Source organism: Paraburkholderia sp. JHI869, assembly GCF_038900775.1.
Taxonomy (GTDB): Bacteria; Pseudomonadota; Gammaproteobacteria; order Burkholderiales; family Burkholderiaceae; genus Paraburkholderia.
In genome coordinates, this window is record NZ_JAYMSC010000017.1 from 37544 (window position 1) to 53444 (window position 15901).

Sequence of the window (15901 nt, forward strand, 5' to 3'; positions counted from 1 at the left end):
GAGCAGGCATGAAAACCCTACTCACCCAAACCGACGCGCGCTTCATCCTGTCGCTCGCCCTCGAGCTGGCTGAAAGCCAGGCCGCCGCGGCCGGGGTTCAGCTCGAATCGGCGGCAGGATCGGCGATTACCGACGACGTGATCGTCGCCACGCTCTCGCAGTTCGCGCCGACCGTGACGATCGACGAGTTCTACGGCCTGCTGGACCGGCCTGAGGTGCTGCACTGACCAGCGGCGCGGCTTCGTTGCGACCGCAACGAAGCCGGAAGTCACTTAGAACTTCTGACGCAAGCCCACGCTCACAATGGCTTGCGACTGCGTGGCCGACGAGTGGCCGTTGCCCTTGTCGGACACCGAAGCGGTTGCCGCGACCGGTTTGCCCGCCGCGTCGAGCGTCATGCCCGATGCATGCTGATAGCCCGCGAGCAGATACACCGTCGAGCGCGTCGAGAGATCGTAGGTCGCGCCGACCGACACGTTGTGGTACTGCGCATCTTCGTCCACGCCTTCCACAGCGCTGCCACGCGTATAGCTGTAGCCCGCGAACAGACGCGTGCGCGGCTGCACGTTCCACTGCGTGAAAATGCCCGCGATATTGAAGATCGCGTTGCCCGAGAACAGCGAATTCGCGCCCGAGCGGTACTGCACGTTGCTGTAGTTCACGCCCACCACTGCCGGACCGAAGTCCCACGTCGCGCCCGCTGCCACGACCTGCTGCGATTGCGCGCTCGCGTAGCCTTCGTTGATCGACGAGTTGAAGGTGCCGTCGTACGTGCCTTGCCACTTGCCGTAAGTGGGGTCGTCGAGGCCGGTCTTGCTGTTGTCCGAGCGCTCGTAGCCCACGCCCATGCGCAGCGGGCCGTTCGCGTAGCCTGCGCCCACGCTCCAGGTGTTCTTGCGCTTCATGCTGCCCGGCTGGCCGCCGAAGCCGTACAACGCGCCAAACGTGAAGCCCGCGTAATTCGCGCTCGTGTACTTGATCGAGTTGTCCACGCGCGTGGTCTGGTCGAGGTCGTCGATGTCGCCCGGATGCGCGCCGAATCCGCCGATGAAATTGACCGGCGCGACCGGTCCGACGAAGTCATCGAGCGAGGTGTACTGGCGGCCCATGGTGAGCGAGCCGTAGCGCTGGTCCGCGAGGCCCACGAAGGCCTGACGGCCGAACAGGCGCCCGCCCTGGCCCGAGGTGCCGTTGGTGATGTCGAAGCCGTCTTCGAGCAGGAAGATGGCCGCGAGCCCGTTGCCCAGATCTTCCTTGCCCTTGATGCCCCAGCGGCTGCCCGAGAGGTTGCCGGTGGAGAGGCCCACGTTCGAATGGCCCGTGTACGCGCCGGTGGTGCCGGTGCGCTCGTTGCTGCGATACGTGATGCCGGCATCGGCAATGCCATACAGCGTGACCGAACCTTGCGCCGATGCGATGCCGGCGAGCGAGAACAGGACTGGTGCGGCGAACAGGTGTTTTCTCATCATTTGTTGTTTCAACGTCTAAAGATCGCCTCGTGAGCGATTTCTGGTTATGCGCGCACGCGCCTGCGTGCCTCGCGAACGAGACCGCAGGCGTGAAACGCGGGGAGGAGAGGAGGGCGCGTTAGCGCTTGAGCGTGGTGCCGGGCGGCAGCTCAGGCGCGCTTACGGTGACGGTCTTGCGGACCTTCGCGACGTCTTCGGCGCTCACGGGCGCGCCCGCGTTGCCCCAGCTCGCGCGCACGAAGGTGGACACGTCGGCCACTTCCTGGTCGGACAGACGCCAGCCGAACGGCGGCATCGTGAACGACGAGGGCGCGGATTTCGTGCCTTCGAGCGCGCTGCCTGCGAGCAGCACGTGAATCAGCGAAGTGGGGTCCTTGCCCTGCACGACGGGGTTGCCGCCGAGCGCGGGGAATACGCGCGTGTAGCCGCGTCCGTCGCTGCGGTGGCAGGCCATGCAGTTGTCGCGATAGACCGCCGCGCCGCGCGCGCTTGCATCGCCGTTTTGCAGCTTGTTCGCGGCGGCGGCGTCGTAGGCGTAAGCCGTTTCCTTCGGGTCGCTGGAGGGCAGCGTCTTCAGGTAGCGCGCGATGGCGAGCAGGTCCGCGTCGTTCATGTGCTGCATGCTGTGCTGAACCACGTCGGTCATGCCGCCGAACGCGGCCGTATGCAGATTGCGGCCCGACTTGAGGAACTGCACGATGTCGTCCTCGTTCCATGCGCCGATACCCGTGCGCGGGTTGCCGCGCAGGTTCGACGGCACCCAGCCGTCGATCGGGCCGCCGCCTGCGAGGAAGTCGTCGCCTTCGAGGTCGGTGAGCGCGAGTTCCTGCATCGTGCGTGCGCGCGGCGTATGGCACGCGCCGCAGTGGCCGAGGCCCTGCACGAGATACGCGCCGCGCGCGACGATCGCATCGTTGTAGTGCGAGCCATCGAACGGCTGCACCTTTGCCGCGAACAGCATGCGCCAGGCGCCGAGCGGCCAGCGCATCGAGAGCGGCCAGGGAATGTCCACGGTGCGGTTCTGCGCCTGCACGGGCGCAACGCCTTGTTTGAAGTACGCGTAAAGCGCCTTCATGTCGTCATCGGAGAGGCGTGCGTACGAGGGGTACGGCATCGCGGGGTACAGCGTCTCGCCATTCGGCCGCACGCCCTGGCGTACGGCCTTGGCGAAGTCGTCGTAGCTCCACTTGCCGATGCCGGTATTCGCGTCGGGCGTGATGTTGGTCGAGTAGATTGCGCCGATCGGCGTGGCGAACTTCAGGCCGCCCGCGAACGGCTTGCCGCCTTGTATGGTGTGGCAGGCGATGCAGTCACCGGCGCGTGCGAGGTATTCGCCATGCGCGACGAGCGCGGCGTTCGGTTGGTCGGCCGCTTGCGCAGAAAATGTCACGAAAGCCGCGCACGCGAAGGTTGCACGCGCAACGTTCGCGCCAATTGAAAAAAGGTTCTTCTTCATGCGGCTCTTCACACGCTCACCAGGGGACCAGGGTTCTTCAGATACTGGTTGCGAATGGCCTTCGCGCTCCAGTAGGCGAGGGCGGCGACGAGGCCGGTCGGGTTGTAGCCGATCCCCTGCGGGAAGGCGGAAGCGCCCATCACGAACACGTTGGGCACGTCCCAGCACTGCAGATAGCGATTGATGACGCTCGTCTTCGGATCGGTGCCCATCACGGCCCCGCCCACGAGGTGAGTGGTCTGGTAGCGGCGCGAGTCGAAGTGCGCGCCGAATTCGCGCGTGTACACGTTGATGGCCTTCGGGCCCATCGCCTCGGCGATCTTTTGCATCTCGCCCGTCACGTACCGCGCCATCTTGATGTCGTTGTCCTTCCAGTCGAAGGTCATGCGCAGCAGCGGCTGGCCGTACGAATCGCGATAGGTCGGATCGAGGTCGAGGTACACGTCGCGGTACGACATGTTCGAGCCGTGCGCGTCCATCGAAATGGTGTGCGCGTAGTGGTCCTTCACGGCCTTCTTCCAACCCGCGCCCCAGTTCGGCGTGCCCGCGGGCGTGGCGATGCCGCTTATCGGCTTCACGCCCGCCTGGTTCACCCACAGCGGAGAACCGCCCACGAAGCCGAGCGGGCCGTGGTCGAAGTTGTCGGCGTTGAAGTCGTCCACGGCCACGCCGTTGCCGCCCGCGCCGATGAACGGATTCGTGTACGTGTCGTTGTCGAAGAACGCCGTGATGGTCGAAAGGTTCTGGTACGCGAAGTTCTTGCCCACCACGCCCTCGCCCGAAACCGGGTCGTACGGCTTGCCGATGCCCGAGAGCAGCAGCAGGTGCACGTTGTGATACTGGAACGCCGAGACGATCACGAGGTCCGCAGGCTGGAACACTTCCTGGCCAGCCGGATCGATATAGGTCACGCCCGTGGCGCGCTTTTTCGTGTCGTCGAGTTCTACGCGCAGCACGTGGCATTTCGAGCGCAGTTCGAAGTGCTTTTCCTGCTTTAGCGCGGGCAGGATGTTGAGATTCGGCGAAGCCTTCGAGTACATGTAGCACGCGTAGCCGCTGCAAAAGCCGCAGAAGTTGCACGGGCCCATCTGCACGCCATACGGGTTCGTGTACGGCCCCGAAGTATTGGCCGAAGGCAGGCGGTACGGATGCAGGCCGAGGGACTTCGCGGCGTCGAAAAAGCGTTGCGCCGAATAGGTATTAAGTTGCGCGGGCAATGGAAAGTTGTCGCTGCGCGCGGCTTCGAACACGTTGCCGTCGCCGACCACGTTGCCCTTCACCTTGTACGCCTGCCCCGAGGTGCCGAACACCTTCTCCGCGAAGTCGAAGTGCGGCTCCAGTTCGTCGTAGGTGACGCCGTAGTCCTGGATCGTCATGCCTTCGGGAATGAACTTCTTGCCGTAGCGCTCTTCGTAGTGGCTCTTCAGGCGCAGCTCTTCGGGCGTGATGCGGAAATGCACGCCCGACCAGTGCAGGCCCGCGCCGCCCACACCTTCACCGGGCAGGAACGCGGCGAGCTGGCGGTAGGGCAGCGCCGTGTCGTTCACGCCGTGGCGGATAGAGACGGTGGTCTTCGAAAGGTCGAGGAAGAGCTTCTTGCGGATGTTGTACGTGAGCTCGTCGATGGTGTTGGGGTACGCGCCATCCGGGTAGGTGTCGCGATACTCGCCGCGCTCGAGCGCCACCACGTTCAGGCCCGCTTCGGTCAGTTCCTTCGAGAGGATCGCGCCGGTCCAGCCGAAGCCGACAACCACGGCATCGACGTGAGGTTTCTTGATCGCCATTTACGTACGCTCTCCGTTGATCGAGACCGGGCCGTACGGATAGGGCTTGCCGTTCTGGTTGACGAAATCCATGAAGTCGGCGCGCGCGCCGGGAAAGCCGATCATCTTCCACGCGGCCATGTCGCGGTTGCCGCCGTGGATCGGGTCGCAGAAGTAGCCTTCGCGTGTGTTCTGCAGCAACTGGCCGAAGAACACCGAGGCAGGCACGCCGTCCAGTTCGACCTTGCCCGCTTCGAGCGCGGAGAGGACGCTGTCGCGCGTCTTGGCGTCGAGCGCGTCGAACTCCTTGCCATATGCCTTCGCGCAGTACGCGTTCACGGCCTTGATGCCGAGCCGGTAGATGTCGCGCGGCACGAGCTTCAACTGGTAGCCGAGTTCGGGCACGCCTTGCTGGAACGGCCCCTGCATATACCAGAGCGCGCCGTGCGCGTAGGGCGTGTCCATCTGCCGGTCGATGAATTCGGGCACGCCCGCTTCGAGCGCGCCGGGGCCTTCGGAATCGGCGGGAATCAGGCGGTCGGTGGCGGCTTCGACAAAGGCCCACTCGCGCGCGTCGAAGAAGCGCGGCTTGTAGGCGACGGCCTGGCCGACTGCGGGCGCAGCGTTTGGCGCAGATGCGGCGCTGCCCGCCGTGGCGGTTTCGCTCGACGGCTGCTTGCCGCCCTCGCAGCCCGCCAGCGCGCTGGCGGGCACGAGCACCGCTGCCGTGCGTAGGAAGCCGCGGCGTGTCGTGAGAGGAGATTCAGACATTGTGGGATTCTGTATGAGTTCGGCGCGGCATGGTTCGACCGTGTCCGCATAACGATCTTGCCCGCCGCGCATCACACGCCACCGCGGCGGGCATGGAACGGCATGTTAAATGGAACCGGTTCCATGATTAGGGCGCGATTCTACAATATTCCTTTGCGGGGCCTGTGGCGACCGCGCAGGGGCGGGCGGACACGGTTGTAGCGTCCTCCGAACAAACCCTAACAAATGCAACAAGTTGTTTGACAACTACGGCGGGCCGATGCTACTGTGCACCTTATTGACAACCCTCCCATCCCAGCCCGAGGCCTCATGAACGTGTCCCCGATTGTCGAGAGCGAATTCGCCTCGACTGTGATGGCAGTGCCGCCGCTCGCACGCCGCCCCGACTTCTCCCTCGACGTTGAACAAAACGGCAAGCTGATCCGCCATATGGAAGCGGGCGGCATCCGCACGCTGCTGTACGGCGGCAATGCGAACCTGTACCACGTCGCCGTGAGCGAATTCCGTGAGTTGCTTGACATGCTCGCCGACCTCACCGCGCCCGAAACGCGCGTGATTCCGGCCATCGGTCCCGACTACGGCAAGATGCTCGACCAGGCGCGCATCCTCGCGCAAACGCAGTACAAGACGGCCATGGTGCTGCCGCTGTCCGGCTTCACCACGCCCGCTGGCGTGGAAGCGGGCCTCACGCGCATCGCCGACACCGCCGGCATTCCGCTCACGCTCTATATCAAGAGCGAAGACTATGTCGACGTCGACACGCTCGTGCGCCTGATCGACCGCGGCACGCTGATCGCGGTCAAGTACGCCATCGTGCGCAAGGACCCGGCGAACGACCCGTATCTGCGCCGCCTGCTGCAAAGCGTGCCGCCCTCGAAGGTCGTCTCGGGCATGGGCGAGCGCCCGGCGCTGGTTCACGTGCGCGACTTCGGTCTGGCTGCCTGGACCACGGGCTCGGGCTGTATCGCTTCGAACACCATCATGGCGCTCCTGAAGGCCGCGAAGGAAGGCCGTGCGGAAGAAGCGCAACGCCTTTACGATGCCTTCATGCCGCTCGAAACGCTGCGCGACGACATCTCGCTCATCCGCGTGCTGCACGACGCCGTGACGCTTTCGGGCATTGCCGACATGGGCCCGATCCTGCCGCTGCTCTCGCAGTCGCCCGCTGAGGCACTGCCGGCGATCGGCGAAGCCGCCAAGGCGCTGCTCGCATTCGAGCAGAAGCTGGCCGCTTCGGCCCAGACCGCCAACGCGTAAGTGACGGCGAAGCAATTGAACGGAGCGAACATGCAGATTACTGGAGCCATGCTGCTGGGCGCGCAAGCGGTGCGCGGCGAGGTGGGCGAGATGCGCGCCTTCGCGCCCGCGCTCGGTCAGGAGATCGAGCCGTCGTTCGGCCTCGGCGGCAAAGCCGAAGTCGCGCGCGCTTGTGAACTCGCGGCGCAGGCATTCGACGCCTTCCGCGGCGCCCCGCACGAAACGCGTGCGCGCCTGCTCGAAGCGATCGCCGAACGCATTCTCGGCATCGGCGACGCGCTGATCGAGCGCGCGCATCTCGAATCGGCGCTGCCCAAGGCGCGCCTCGAAGGCGAGCGCGGCCGCACGGTCGGCCAGCTGCGTCTTTTCGCGTCGCTCGTGCGCGACGGCCGCTGGTGCGGCGCCGTGCTCGACTCGGCGCTGCCCGATCGCAAGCCGCTGCCGCGCTCGGACCTGCGCGCGCATCGCATTCCGGTCGGCCCGGTGGCCGTGTTCGGCGCGAGCAATTTCCCGCTGGCGTTTTCGGTGGCGGGCGGCGACACGGCTTCGGCGCTGGCCGCCGGCTGCCCGGTCGTCGTGAAGGCGCACCTGGCGCACCCGGGCACCTCGGAACTCGTGGGCCGCGCGATCCAGCAGGCCGTGGCTGACGTCGGTCTGCCCGAGGGCGTGTTCTCGCTCGTCTTCGGCGGCGGCAATGAAGCGGGCGAAACGCTCGTGGCGCATCCGGCCATCAAGGCGGTGGGCTTCACGGGTTCGCGCCGTGGCGGTCTCGCGCTCTCGCACATCGCGGCCGCGCGCCCCGAGCCGATTCCCGTCTACGCCGAAATGAGCAGCATCAACCCGATGTTCGTGCTGCCCGCAGCATTGGCCGCACGCGGCGAAGCGCTCGCGCAAGGCTTCGTCGATTCGCTGACGATGGGTGTGGGTCAGTTCTGCACGAACCCGGGCCTCGTGCTCGCGATCGACTCGCCGGAACTCGACCGCTTCGTGAAGGCCGCGAGCGCCGCGATCACGCAGAAGCCCTCGCAAAGCATGCTGACGGCGGGCATCGCTTCGACGTATGGCGAAGCCGTTGCCGCGCGCAAGCAGTTGCCGGGTATCGAGAATCTGGCCGAAGGCGCGAAGACGGACGCGCATTGCGACGCGCTGCCGGTGCTGTTCAAGGCGAGCGCTGAGCAGTTCCTCGCGCAGCACGCGTTGTCGGACGAGATTTTCGGGCCGACTTCGGTGGTCGTGGCGTGCCGCGACGAAGCCGAACTCGCGCGCGTGGCGGAGCACCTCGAAGGCCAGCTCACGGCGACGCTGCACATCGACCGCGACGACTACGCAATGGCCGCGCGCCTCATGCCGATTCTCGAGCGCAAGGCCGGCCGCATTCTCGCGAATGGCTTCCCGACGGGCGTCGAAGTCTCGTATGCGATGGTTCACGGCGGCCCGTTCCCGGCCACCTCGGACGCGCGCACGACTTCGGTGGGCGCGATGGCGATCGAGCGTTTCCTGCGTCCGGTCTGCTATCAGGATCTGCCGGCTGAACTTTTGCCGGTCACACTCCAGAACGACAATCCGCTCGCGCTGTGGCGTTTGCGCGACGGCGAACTGGTGAAGCAGTAACCCCGCGAAAGCGGTCAGGAAAGCGCCTGCAGAAGCTTTGCAGGCGCTTTCTCCAAGCGGATTCCGACAAGTGGCTCACAGTAGTCTCACAAAGAGCCTGACGTTGCTTGACAACTTGGTGCGTGGTTCGGCATCCTGTGTCCGGCTTTGAAAATACAAGAATCAACGGGTCGCGTAGAACAAATTCCATAAACAGAGATGTGAGGAGATGCGATGTTCGATGGACGCTTGAAGGCCAGCGTGCTGGCCGTGTGTGTGGCGGCCGCCACGGCGCTCGGCATGAGCGCGGCTAAGGCCGATCCCGTTTCCCTGAACATAGTCGACGTGGCCGGCAACCTGCAGCTCACGCAGAAGGCCTTCGAAGCGTTCAAGGCGAAGAACCCGAATCTCGTCTCCAACATCACTTACACCAACGCGCCCGCGCCGCAGTTGCCTGGCAAGATCAAGGCGATGCAGGCCGCCGGCCGCGCGGACATCGATCTCGTGCTGACGGGCACCGACGCGCTCGCCGCCGGCATCGAACAGAATCTGTGGATGAAGCTGCTGCCCGATCAGCAGGCCGCGCTGCCCGGCGTGCTCGACAAGTACGCGCCGGGCCCGCGCAAGATGCAGGACCTCGCGCAAGGCTATGGCCTCGAAGTGTCGTATATGCCGGCCGGTCCGCTGATCGAATACAACCCGGCGAAGGTCGCCAAGCCGCCGCAAACGCCGCAGGAACTGCTGGCGTGGTGCAAGGCAAACCCCGGCAAGCTGATCTATGCGCGTCCGGCCAACTCGGGTCCGGGCCGCACGTTCCTGATGGGTCTGCCGTACCTGCTCGGCGACAAGAACCCGCAAGACCCGATCAACGGCTGGGACAAGACCTGGGCGTACCTGAAGGAACTGAACTCGTGTGTGCCGTACTACCCGGGCGGCACCTCGGCGGTGATGAAGGAGCTGGGCGAAGGCACGCGTGACATGACCGTGACCGTGACGGGCTGGGACATCAACCCGCGCGCGCTCGGCATCGTGCCGGCCGACTTCAAGGTGCAGGCATTCAACAACATGACGTGGGTGAACGACGCCCACTTCATGGTCGTGCCGAAGGGCGTATCGAAAGAGAAGCTCGCGGTGCTGCTCAAGCTGATGAACTTCATGCTCGAGCCGCAGCAGCAGGCCATGACGTATGACGACGGCTACTTCTATCCTGGCCCGGCAGTGAAGGACGTCACGCTGCAAATGGCGCCGAAGGAAAGCCAGGACGTGATCGCGAAGTACGGCCGCCCCGAGTACGCGAAGTGGCTCACGGCCTATCCGCATGTCCAGCCGCTTTCGGCGCAGGCAATGGTCGCGGCGTTCCAGAAATGGGACCGTGAAGTCGGTTCGCAGAAGTCGCAGTAACGAGAGGAAGAATCAGCAATGGACGGACGGTGCTGTCGTGGTTGCGTTAGGGGAGCGCCGTCCTCGATCCCTGCTCATGCAGGTTGATCTTATTGTCTTGTTGGTCAGGAACGTGTCATGAAGCATTCTTTCGATCGTCTGCGCCTCGACTCGGTGTGCCGTAGCTTCACCAACGCGGAGGGTACGCAGCTCGCCGCGCTGCGTGGTCTCGACCTCGACATTCGCCGTGGCGAATTCATCGCGCTGCTCGGGCCTTCGGGCTGCGGGAAATCCACGGCGCTCAATTGCATCGCCGGTCTGCAGCCGCTCACGAGCGGGAGCATCTGGCTGGACGATCTGCGTATCGATGTGCTGCCGCCCGAAAAGCGCGGCTTCGGCATGGTGTTCCAGAATTACGCGTTGTTCCCGCACATGACGGTGCTGGAAAACGTCGGCTTCGGCCTGAAGATGCAGGGCGTGCCGCGCGACGAGGCGAAGCGCCGCGCGCGCGAGGCGCTGCAGCTCGTGCAGCTCGTCGGTCATGAAAACAAGCTGCCGGGTCAGCTTTCGGGCGGCCAGCAGCAGCGCGTGGCGATCGCCCGCGCCATCGTCATCGAGCCGCCGCTCGTGCTCATGGACGAGCCGCTCTCGAACCTCGACACCAAGCTGCGCATTGAAATGCGCGCGGAAATCCGCCGCATTCACGGCCAGCTCGAACGCGCCACCATTTACGTGACGCACGATCAGGACGAAGCGCTTTCGATGGCGGACCGCATCGTCGTGATGAAAGAGGGCGTCGTGCAGCAGGTGGCGACGCCGAAGGAAGTGTATAGCCGTCCGTCGAATCTGCACGTTGCGCGCTTTATGGGCTTTCGCAACGTGCTGCCGTTCGCCATCACGGGCGAGCAGGGCGACCACATTGCGATGTCGTCGTCGGGCATTACGCTGACTGGCGTGCCGATGGGTGAAATTGCAGCCAAAAGCGGTGGCAACGAGATTTCGGTGGCCATGCGCCCCGAAGACTTCGAACGCGCCAATGCGGGCGATGCCAACTCGTTCGACGTCGAAGTGGAAATGGTCGAATACGGCGGCCGCGATTCGCTGCTGCTCGCCAACGCGCCGTTCGGCAAGCTGTGGGCGCGTGTGGAAGGCGAATTCGAAGCGGGCGAGCGCGCCACGCTGCGCGTCGCGCCTTCGCACGTGCTGGCCTATGCGGAGCGTGTGTCGTGAGCACGGTCATTTCGTCGCTGACCCGGGCGCCGCGCGACTCGCGCGGCTGGCTCGTCACGCCCGCGCTCGGCTTCATCATCGCGATGTTCCTGTATCCGTTCGCCTACGGTCTCGTGCTGTCGTTCAAGCCGATGAACGGCGGCGGCATGTTCGCGAATTACCTGCAATTCGTTCACGACCTCGCGCTGTGGCCCACGGTGTTCGTCACGTTGAAGCTCGCGGTGCCCGCGACGATCATCAACGTCGGGCTCTCGCTGCCGGTGGCCTTCGCGCTGCGCCGCAAGTCGCCGTACCAGAAGCTCGTGACCACGCTGCTCGTGATTCCCGTCACGCTCGGCACGGTGCTGATCGCCGACGGCATGCTCAGCTACTTCGGCCCGAACGGCTGGTTCCCGCAGGCGCTGCACGCGCTGCATCTGTACACGAGCGAAGAGATCCGCCTCACGCACAACTATTGGGGCGTGCTGATCTCGCTGATCGTTTCGGGCTTTCCGTTCGCCTTCCTGCTCACGCTCTCGTACATCACCGGGATCGATCCGACGCTCGCGCGCGCGGCGGCGACGCTCGGCGCAGGTCCGTGGCAGCAGTTCCGTCAAATCTATCTGCCGCTGCTCGCGCCCGGTCTCACGATGGCCGCGTGCCTTTCGTTCGTGCAGGCGTATTCGGTGTTCCCTTCGGCGGTGCTGCTCGGCGCGCCCGCTGGTCCCACGCGCGTGATCTCCATCGCGGCATCGGAAGCGGCGTTCGAAAGCTATGACTACTCGCTCGCCTCGACCATCGCGATCGTGATGGGCTTCGTGCAGTTGGTCGTCGTGGCCGCAATGTTGAGCGCGAAGCGCTTCTTCTACTCGGGCCCGGTGAGCGGAGGGAAAGGCTGATGACCGCACATCAACGCAACGCGGCCGGCCTGAGCACCGGTGCGCAGGCGAGCGAGGAACGTTCCGCTCCCGCCGCCAACGCCGCGCAGCCCAAGCCCGCTTCGCGCCTGCCCGACGTGCTCTGGAAAGTGTTCGTCTGGGGCGGCGTGGTGTTCTTCCTGCTCAACGTGCTGCTGCTGATCGCAACCGTGGGCGTGAACTCCATCGCCACGCGCTGGTTCGGCACGCCGCTGCCGCAAGGCTTCACGCTGCACTGGTACGCGCAGGCGTGGCGCGACTTCCAGCTTTCGAGCGTGCTGTGGGTGACGTTCGAAGTGGTGGGCTCGGTCGTGCTGCTTTCCATCGCGCTGGGCGTGCCCGCGGCCTACGCGCTGGCGCGCGCGCAGTTCCCAGGCAAGCGCATCGCCATGCTCGTGTTCCTGCTGCCGCTCATGGTGCCGCCCGTCACGTACGGTATTCCGATGGCCACGGCCATGTACCAGACCGGTCTCGCGGGGACATTGATCGGCGTGATCCTCGCGAACCTCGTGCCCGCGCTGCCGTTCGTGATCCTCGTGATGACGCCGTTCATCGAGCAGATCGACCCGAACCTCGAATCGGCCGCGCGCATTTTCGGCGCGAACACGCTGCGCTATTTCCGTTATGTATTGCTGCCGCTTCTCGTGCCCGGGATGCTGGCGGCGGGGCTGCTCGTGCTCGTGCGCACGATCGGCATGTTTGAACTCACTTTCTTTACCGCCGGACCCGATACGCAAACGCTGGTGGTTGCGCTGTACTACGCCGTCTTCTCGACGGGCGTGCGTGCGCCGCAATCCATCGACGCGATGGCCATGATCTACATGGCCATCACGCTTGCGTGGGTGCTGGTCGCCCTGCAGTTCGTCAGCCCGACACAACTCGTGTCGCGCGTGAAGGAGCAACGCTAGGCCAGTGCCGGCGGCTTTACTGGAAACACCTGGAGCAACGCAAGATGAGCAAGAAGCGAAAGACCCCCGATGAACTGCGCAGCCACCGCTGGTATGGCGTGAACGACCTGCGGTCGTTCGGCCATCGCTCGCGCTCCGCGCAGATGGGCTACAGCCGCGAAGAATACGCGGGCAAGCCGGTGATCGCCATCCTCAATACGTGGAGCGAGATGAACCCTTGCCATACGCACTTCAAGCAGCGTGTGGAAGAGGTCAAGCGCGGCATCTGGCAAGCGGGCGGTTTTCCGATCGAGCTGCCGGTGCAAACGCTCTCCGAGCCGTTCCAGAAGCCCACCACAATGCTCTACCGCAACTTCCTCGCGATGGAAGCGGAAGAGACGATCCGCTCGTATCCGGCCGACGGCGTCGTGCTGATGGGCGGCTGCGACAAGACCACGCCCGCGCTGCTGATGGGCGCGATCTCGATGGATCTGCCGACGATCTTCCTGCCCGCGGGCCCGATGCTCAACGGCAACTGGAACGGCGTGACGCTCGGCTCCGGCTCGGACACCTGGAAGTACTGGGCCGACCTGCGCGCGGGCAAGATCACCGACGAAGACTGGAAGGGCGTGGAAGGCGGCATCGCACGCTCGCCGGGCCACTGCATGACGATGGGCACGGCATCGACGATGACGAGCGCTGCTGAAGCGCTCGGCTTCACGCTGCCGGGCTTCGCCTCGATTCCCGCGCCGGACTCGCGCCATGCGCAGATGTCGGCGAAGACGGGCATGCGCATCGTCGAGATGGTGTGGGAAGACCTCAAGCCTTCGGACATCATCACGCGCAAGGCAGTCGATAACGCCGTGACCACGTGTCTCGCGCTTTCGGGCTCGACCAACGCGATCGTCCACATGATCGCGCTCGCGCGCCGCGCGGGTGTCGATCTCTCGCTCGCGCAGTACGACGAAATCGCACGCCGCACGCCGGTGCTCGCGAACATCCGCCCGACCGGCAAGTACCTCATGGAGGACTTCTATTACGCTGGCGGCCTGCGCGCGATGCTCAAGGAACTGGGCGACCTGATCGACGGCACGCAGATGACCGTGAACGGCAAGACGCTCGGCGAGAACATTGCCGACGCGGAAATCTACAGCGAAGAGGTCATCTATCGCCGCGCGAAGCCGCTCATGCCGGATACCGGCCTTGCCGTGCTGCGCGGCAACCTCGCGCCGGACGGCGCCGTGATCAAGCCGGGCGCAGCGGAAAAGCACCTGCACGTGCATACGGGCAAGGCCGTCGTGTTCAAGGACTACAACGACATGGCCGCGCGCATCGACAGCGAAGACCTCGACTGCGACGAAAACAGCGTGATCGTGCTGCAGCACGCGGGTCCTGTTGGCGCGCCGGGCATGCCCGAGTGGGGCCAGCTGCCGATTCCGCAAAAGATTCTGCAGAAGGGCGTGCGCGACATGTTGCGTATTTCCGACGCTCGCATGAGCGGAACGAGCTATGGTGCGTGCGTGCTGCACGTGGCGCCGGAGTCGTTCATCGGCGGTCCGCTCGCCCTGGTCAAGGACGGCGACCTGATCGAGATGAACGTGCCGGAGCGCCGCCTGAACGTGCTGATTTCCGACGAGGAAATGGCGCGCCGCAAGGCCGAATGGGTCGCACCGGAACCGCGCTTCACGCGTGGCTACGGCGCGATGTACCAGATGCACGTGATGCAGGCCAACAATGGCTGCGAGTTCGATTTCATGCAGCGTGACGGCGTGGGCGGTGCCTGCGCCAGCGCGGGCGGCGAGCCCGAGATTCACTAAGGAGACACAAACGGCCAGGAGCGCTTCAGGGGTGATGCGCTCCCTGCCGGACAGGAGGCAATGTAGCAATCAGGGTTTTAACGAGTATCAAACCACAACGACTAAAGATAGGACGACTGATGAAAAAAACTATCCTCGCTTCCGCGCTTGGACTCGCCGCGCTGGGCGCACACGCCCAAAGCAGCGTCACGCTGTACGGTATCGTCGATACCGGTATTGGTTACCAGAGCAGTGCCGCGCCGAAACTCGGCGCCACCTCCGGCGGCCGTTCGCTCGTCAAGATGGCGAACGGCATCTGGGCTGGTTCGCGCTTTGGCTTCAAGGGCAGCGAAGACCTGGGCGGCGGCACGCGCGCGATCTTCCAGCTCGAAGAAGGCTTTAACTCGGCAACCGGCGCACAACAAACGACGAACCTGATGTTCAGCCGCCAGGCCTACGTGGGCGTCGCGAACGCCAACTACGGCACGCTGACGGCCGGCCGCCAGTACGCTCCGTACTACACGCTGCTCTCGCCGTACAGCCCGACCACGTGGCTGACCGGCGCATACGGCGCGCACCCGGGCGACATCGACTCGCTGGACACGATCTATCGAATCAACAATGCACTGGTCTATACGTCGCCGAACATCGCGGGCCTGACCGTGAGCGGCATGTATGCACTGGGCGGCGTGGCGGGCAGCACCGGCGCAGGCCAGACGTGGAGCCTTGCGGCGCAGTATCTGCACGGCCCCGCGGGCATCGCAGTGGGCTTCGAGCGCCTGCACAACGCGCAGCCTAACGGCGGCGCATGGAGCTCGAACTCGACGGCTTACAGCAATGGCGAGCCGGGCGTGTCGGGCCTCACCAACGGCTTCCAGACGACGCAGTCGCAGCAGCGCCTGGCTGTGACGGCTGGCTACCAGTTCAGCTCGCAGTGGGACATTTCGGTGGCCTACTCGAACGTCCAGTACATTCCGGGTACGGCTTCGTCCTTCCACGACACGCAGATCTGGAACACGGGCGGCGTCGTGCTGCACTATAAGCCGATCACCGTGCTCGATCTCGCGGCCGGTTTCTCGTACACGCGCGCGACCAAGGCTAACGGCATCCAGAGCTCGGCTTCGTACGCTCAGTACAACCTCTCGCAGTACTACACGCTGTCGAAGCGCACGGGTATCTACTTCGTCGAGGCGTACCAGCGCGCAGGCGGCCAGACGCTTGGCACGAACGGTGCAGGCAACATCATCAACGCCACGGCCGACATCGGCGACGGCCAGAACGGTGCGCCGTCCTCGTCGCGCAGCCAGGTGGCGGGCGCGGTTGGTATCGTTCACCGCTTCTAAGCGTCCAGGTACGGATCGAAGTCTGCTTTAAAGTCTTCACGTTCCAAAGGCAGTATGTTCGGC

13 protein-coding genes are annotated in these 15901 nt (G+C 64.8%); 9 read left to right on the forward strand and 4 right to left on the reverse strand.

Going from position 1 to position 15901, the window contains the following annotated elements:
- The first annotated feature begins 8 nt into the window (after window positions 1-8).
- Window positions 9-227, forward strand: coding sequence for a hypothetical protein (locus VSR72_RS26035; RefSeq protein WP_342955230.1), 219 nt, complete (start codon window positions 9-11; stop codon window positions 225-227).
- 45 nt (window positions 228-272) lie between these two features.
- Here VSR72_RS26035 and VSR72_RS26040 read toward each other — a convergent pair whose 3' ends face one another.
- From VSR72_RS26040 to VSR72_RS26055, 4 genes are all read right to left on the reverse strand, one after another.
- Window positions 273-1466, reverse strand: a complete 1194-nt coding sequence (locus tag VSR72_RS26040; protein ID WP_342955331.1) for a porin — start codon at window positions 1464-1466, stop codon at window positions 273-275.
- 121 nt (window positions 1467-1587) lie between these two features.
- Window positions 1588-2925 (reverse strand): cytochrome c, encoded by a 1338-nt coding sequence (locus tag VSR72_RS26045; protein ID WP_342955231.1) that lies wholly within the window; start codon window positions 2923-2925, stop codon window positions 1588-1590.
- A gap of 8 nt (window positions 2926-2933) precedes the next feature.
- Window positions 2934-4709 carry a GMC family oxidoreductase gene (locus VSR72_RS26050; RefSeq protein ID WP_342955232.1) on the reverse strand — a complete coding sequence of 592 codons (1776 nt, stop codon included), beginning with the start codon at window positions 4707-4709 and terminating at the stop codon, window positions 2934-2936.
- A complete protein-coding gene (locus VSR72_RS26055; protein WP_342955233.1) occupies window positions 4710-5459 on the reverse strand; it encodes a gluconate 2-dehydrogenase subunit 3 family protein in 750 nt (249 codons plus the stop codon).
- 309 nt (window positions 5460-5768) lie between these two features.
- On the opposite strand from VSR72_RS26055, the gene VSR72_RS26060 reads away from it, so the two are divergent.
- The 8 genes from VSR72_RS26060 to VSR72_RS26095 all read left to right on the forward strand — a co-directional run bounded on the left by VSR72_RS26060 (window position 5769) and on the right by VSR72_RS26095 (window position 15838).
- On the forward strand, window positions 5769-6716 hold the full coding sequence (locus tag VSR72_RS26060; protein WP_342955234.1) for a dihydrodipicolinate synthase family protein: 948 nt from the start codon (window positions 5769-5771) through the stop codon (window positions 6714-6716).
- A 30-nt stretch (window positions 6717-6746) separates the two neighbouring features.
- Window positions 6747-8327 carry an aldehyde dehydrogenase (NADP(+)) gene (locus tag VSR72_RS26065; protein ID WP_342955235.1) on the forward strand — a complete coding sequence of 527 codons (1581 nt, stop codon included), beginning with the start codon at window positions 6747-6749 and terminating at the stop codon, window positions 8325-8327.
- Between the two features lie 279 nt (window positions 8328-8606).
- Complete coding sequence (locus tag VSR72_RS26070; protein ID WP_342955332.1) at window positions 8607-9707, forward strand: extracellular solute-binding protein; 1101 nt, start codon at window positions 8607-8609, stop codon at window positions 9705-9707.
- Window positions 9708-9824: 117 nt separating this feature from the next.
- Window positions 9825-10916, forward strand: coding sequence for an ABC transporter ATP-binding protein (locus tag VSR72_RS26075; RefSeq protein WP_342955236.1), 1092 nt, complete (start codon window positions 9825-9827; stop codon window positions 10914-10916).
- Between the two features lie 8 nt (window positions 10917-10924).
- The gene (locus tag VSR72_RS26080) at window positions 10925-11794 is read left to right on the forward strand and encodes a sugar ABC transporter permease (protein WP_342955333.1); all 870 of its coding nucleotides are present in this window, start codon (window positions 10925-10927) and stop codon (window positions 11792-11794) included.
- Window positions 11794-12720, forward strand: coding sequence for an ABC transporter permease (locus VSR72_RS26085; protein WP_342955237.1), 927 nt, complete (start codon window positions 11794-11796; stop codon window positions 12718-12720). Before VSR72_RS26080 ends, VSR72_RS26085 begins: the two co-directional genes overlap by 1 nt.
- 44 nt (window positions 12721-12764) lie before the next feature.
- Window positions 12765-14516, forward strand: a complete 1752-nt coding sequence (araD, locus tag VSR72_RS26090; RefSeq protein ID WP_342955238.1) for an L-arabinonate dehydratase — start codon at window positions 12765-12767, stop codon at window positions 14514-14516.
- A 119-nt stretch (window positions 14517-14635) separates the two neighbouring features.
- Entirely contained in the window at window positions 14636-15838 is a 1203-nt protein-coding gene (locus tag VSR72_RS26095; RefSeq protein ID WP_342955239.1) for a porin, read from the forward strand.
- Window positions 15839-15901: the final 63 nt, after the last annotated feature.

Bases quoted from the DNA above. Each gene is read 5' to 3' on its own strand.
- VSR72_RS26035 (WP_342955230.1), top strand. From the start codon at position 9: ATGAAAACCCTACTCACCCAAACCGACGCGCGCTTCATCCTGTCGCTC.
- VSR72_RS26045 (WP_342955231.1), bottom strand. From the start codon at position 2,925: ATGAAGAAGAACCTTTTTTCAATTGGCGCGAACGTTGCGCGTGCAACC.
- VSR72_RS26075 (WP_342955236.1), top strand. From the start codon at position 9,825: ATGAAGCATTCTTTCGATCGTCTGCGCCTCGACTCGGTGTGCCGTAGC.
- VSR72_RS26055 (WP_342955233.1), bottom strand. From the start codon at position 5,459: ATGTCTGAATCTCCTCTCACGACACGCCGCGGCTTCCTACGCACGGCA.
- VSR72_RS26060 (WP_342955234.1), top strand. From the start codon at position 5,769: ATGAACGTGTCCCCGATTGTCGAGAGCGAATTCGCCTCGACTGTGATG.
- VSR72_RS26095 (WP_342955239.1), top strand. From the start codon at position 14,636: ATGAAAAAAACTATCCTCGCTTCCGCGCTTGGACTCGCCGCGCTGGGC.
- VSR72_RS26085 (WP_342955237.1), top strand. From the start codon at position 11,794: ATGACCGCACATCAACGCAACGCGGCCGGCCTGAGCACCGGTGCGCAG.
- araD (WP_342955238.1), top strand. From the start codon at position 12,765: ATGAGCAAGAAGCGAAAGACCCCCGATGAACTGCGCAGCCACCGCTGG.
- VSR72_RS26065 (WP_342955235.1), top strand. From the start codon at position 6,747: ATGCAGATTACTGGAGCCATGCTGCTGGGCGCGCAAGCGGTGCGCGGC.
- VSR72_RS26050 (WP_342955232.1), bottom strand. From the start codon at position 4,709: ATGGCGATCAAGAAACCTCACGTCGATGCCGTGGTTGTCGGCTTCGGC.
- VSR72_RS26070 (WP_342955332.1), top strand. From the start codon at position 8,607: ATGAGCGCGGCTAAGGCCGATCCCGTTTCCCTGAACATAGTCGACGTG.
- VSR72_RS26040 (WP_342955331.1), bottom strand. From the start codon at position 1,466: ATGAGAAAACACCTGTTCGCCGCACCAGTCCTGTTCTCGCTCGCCGGC.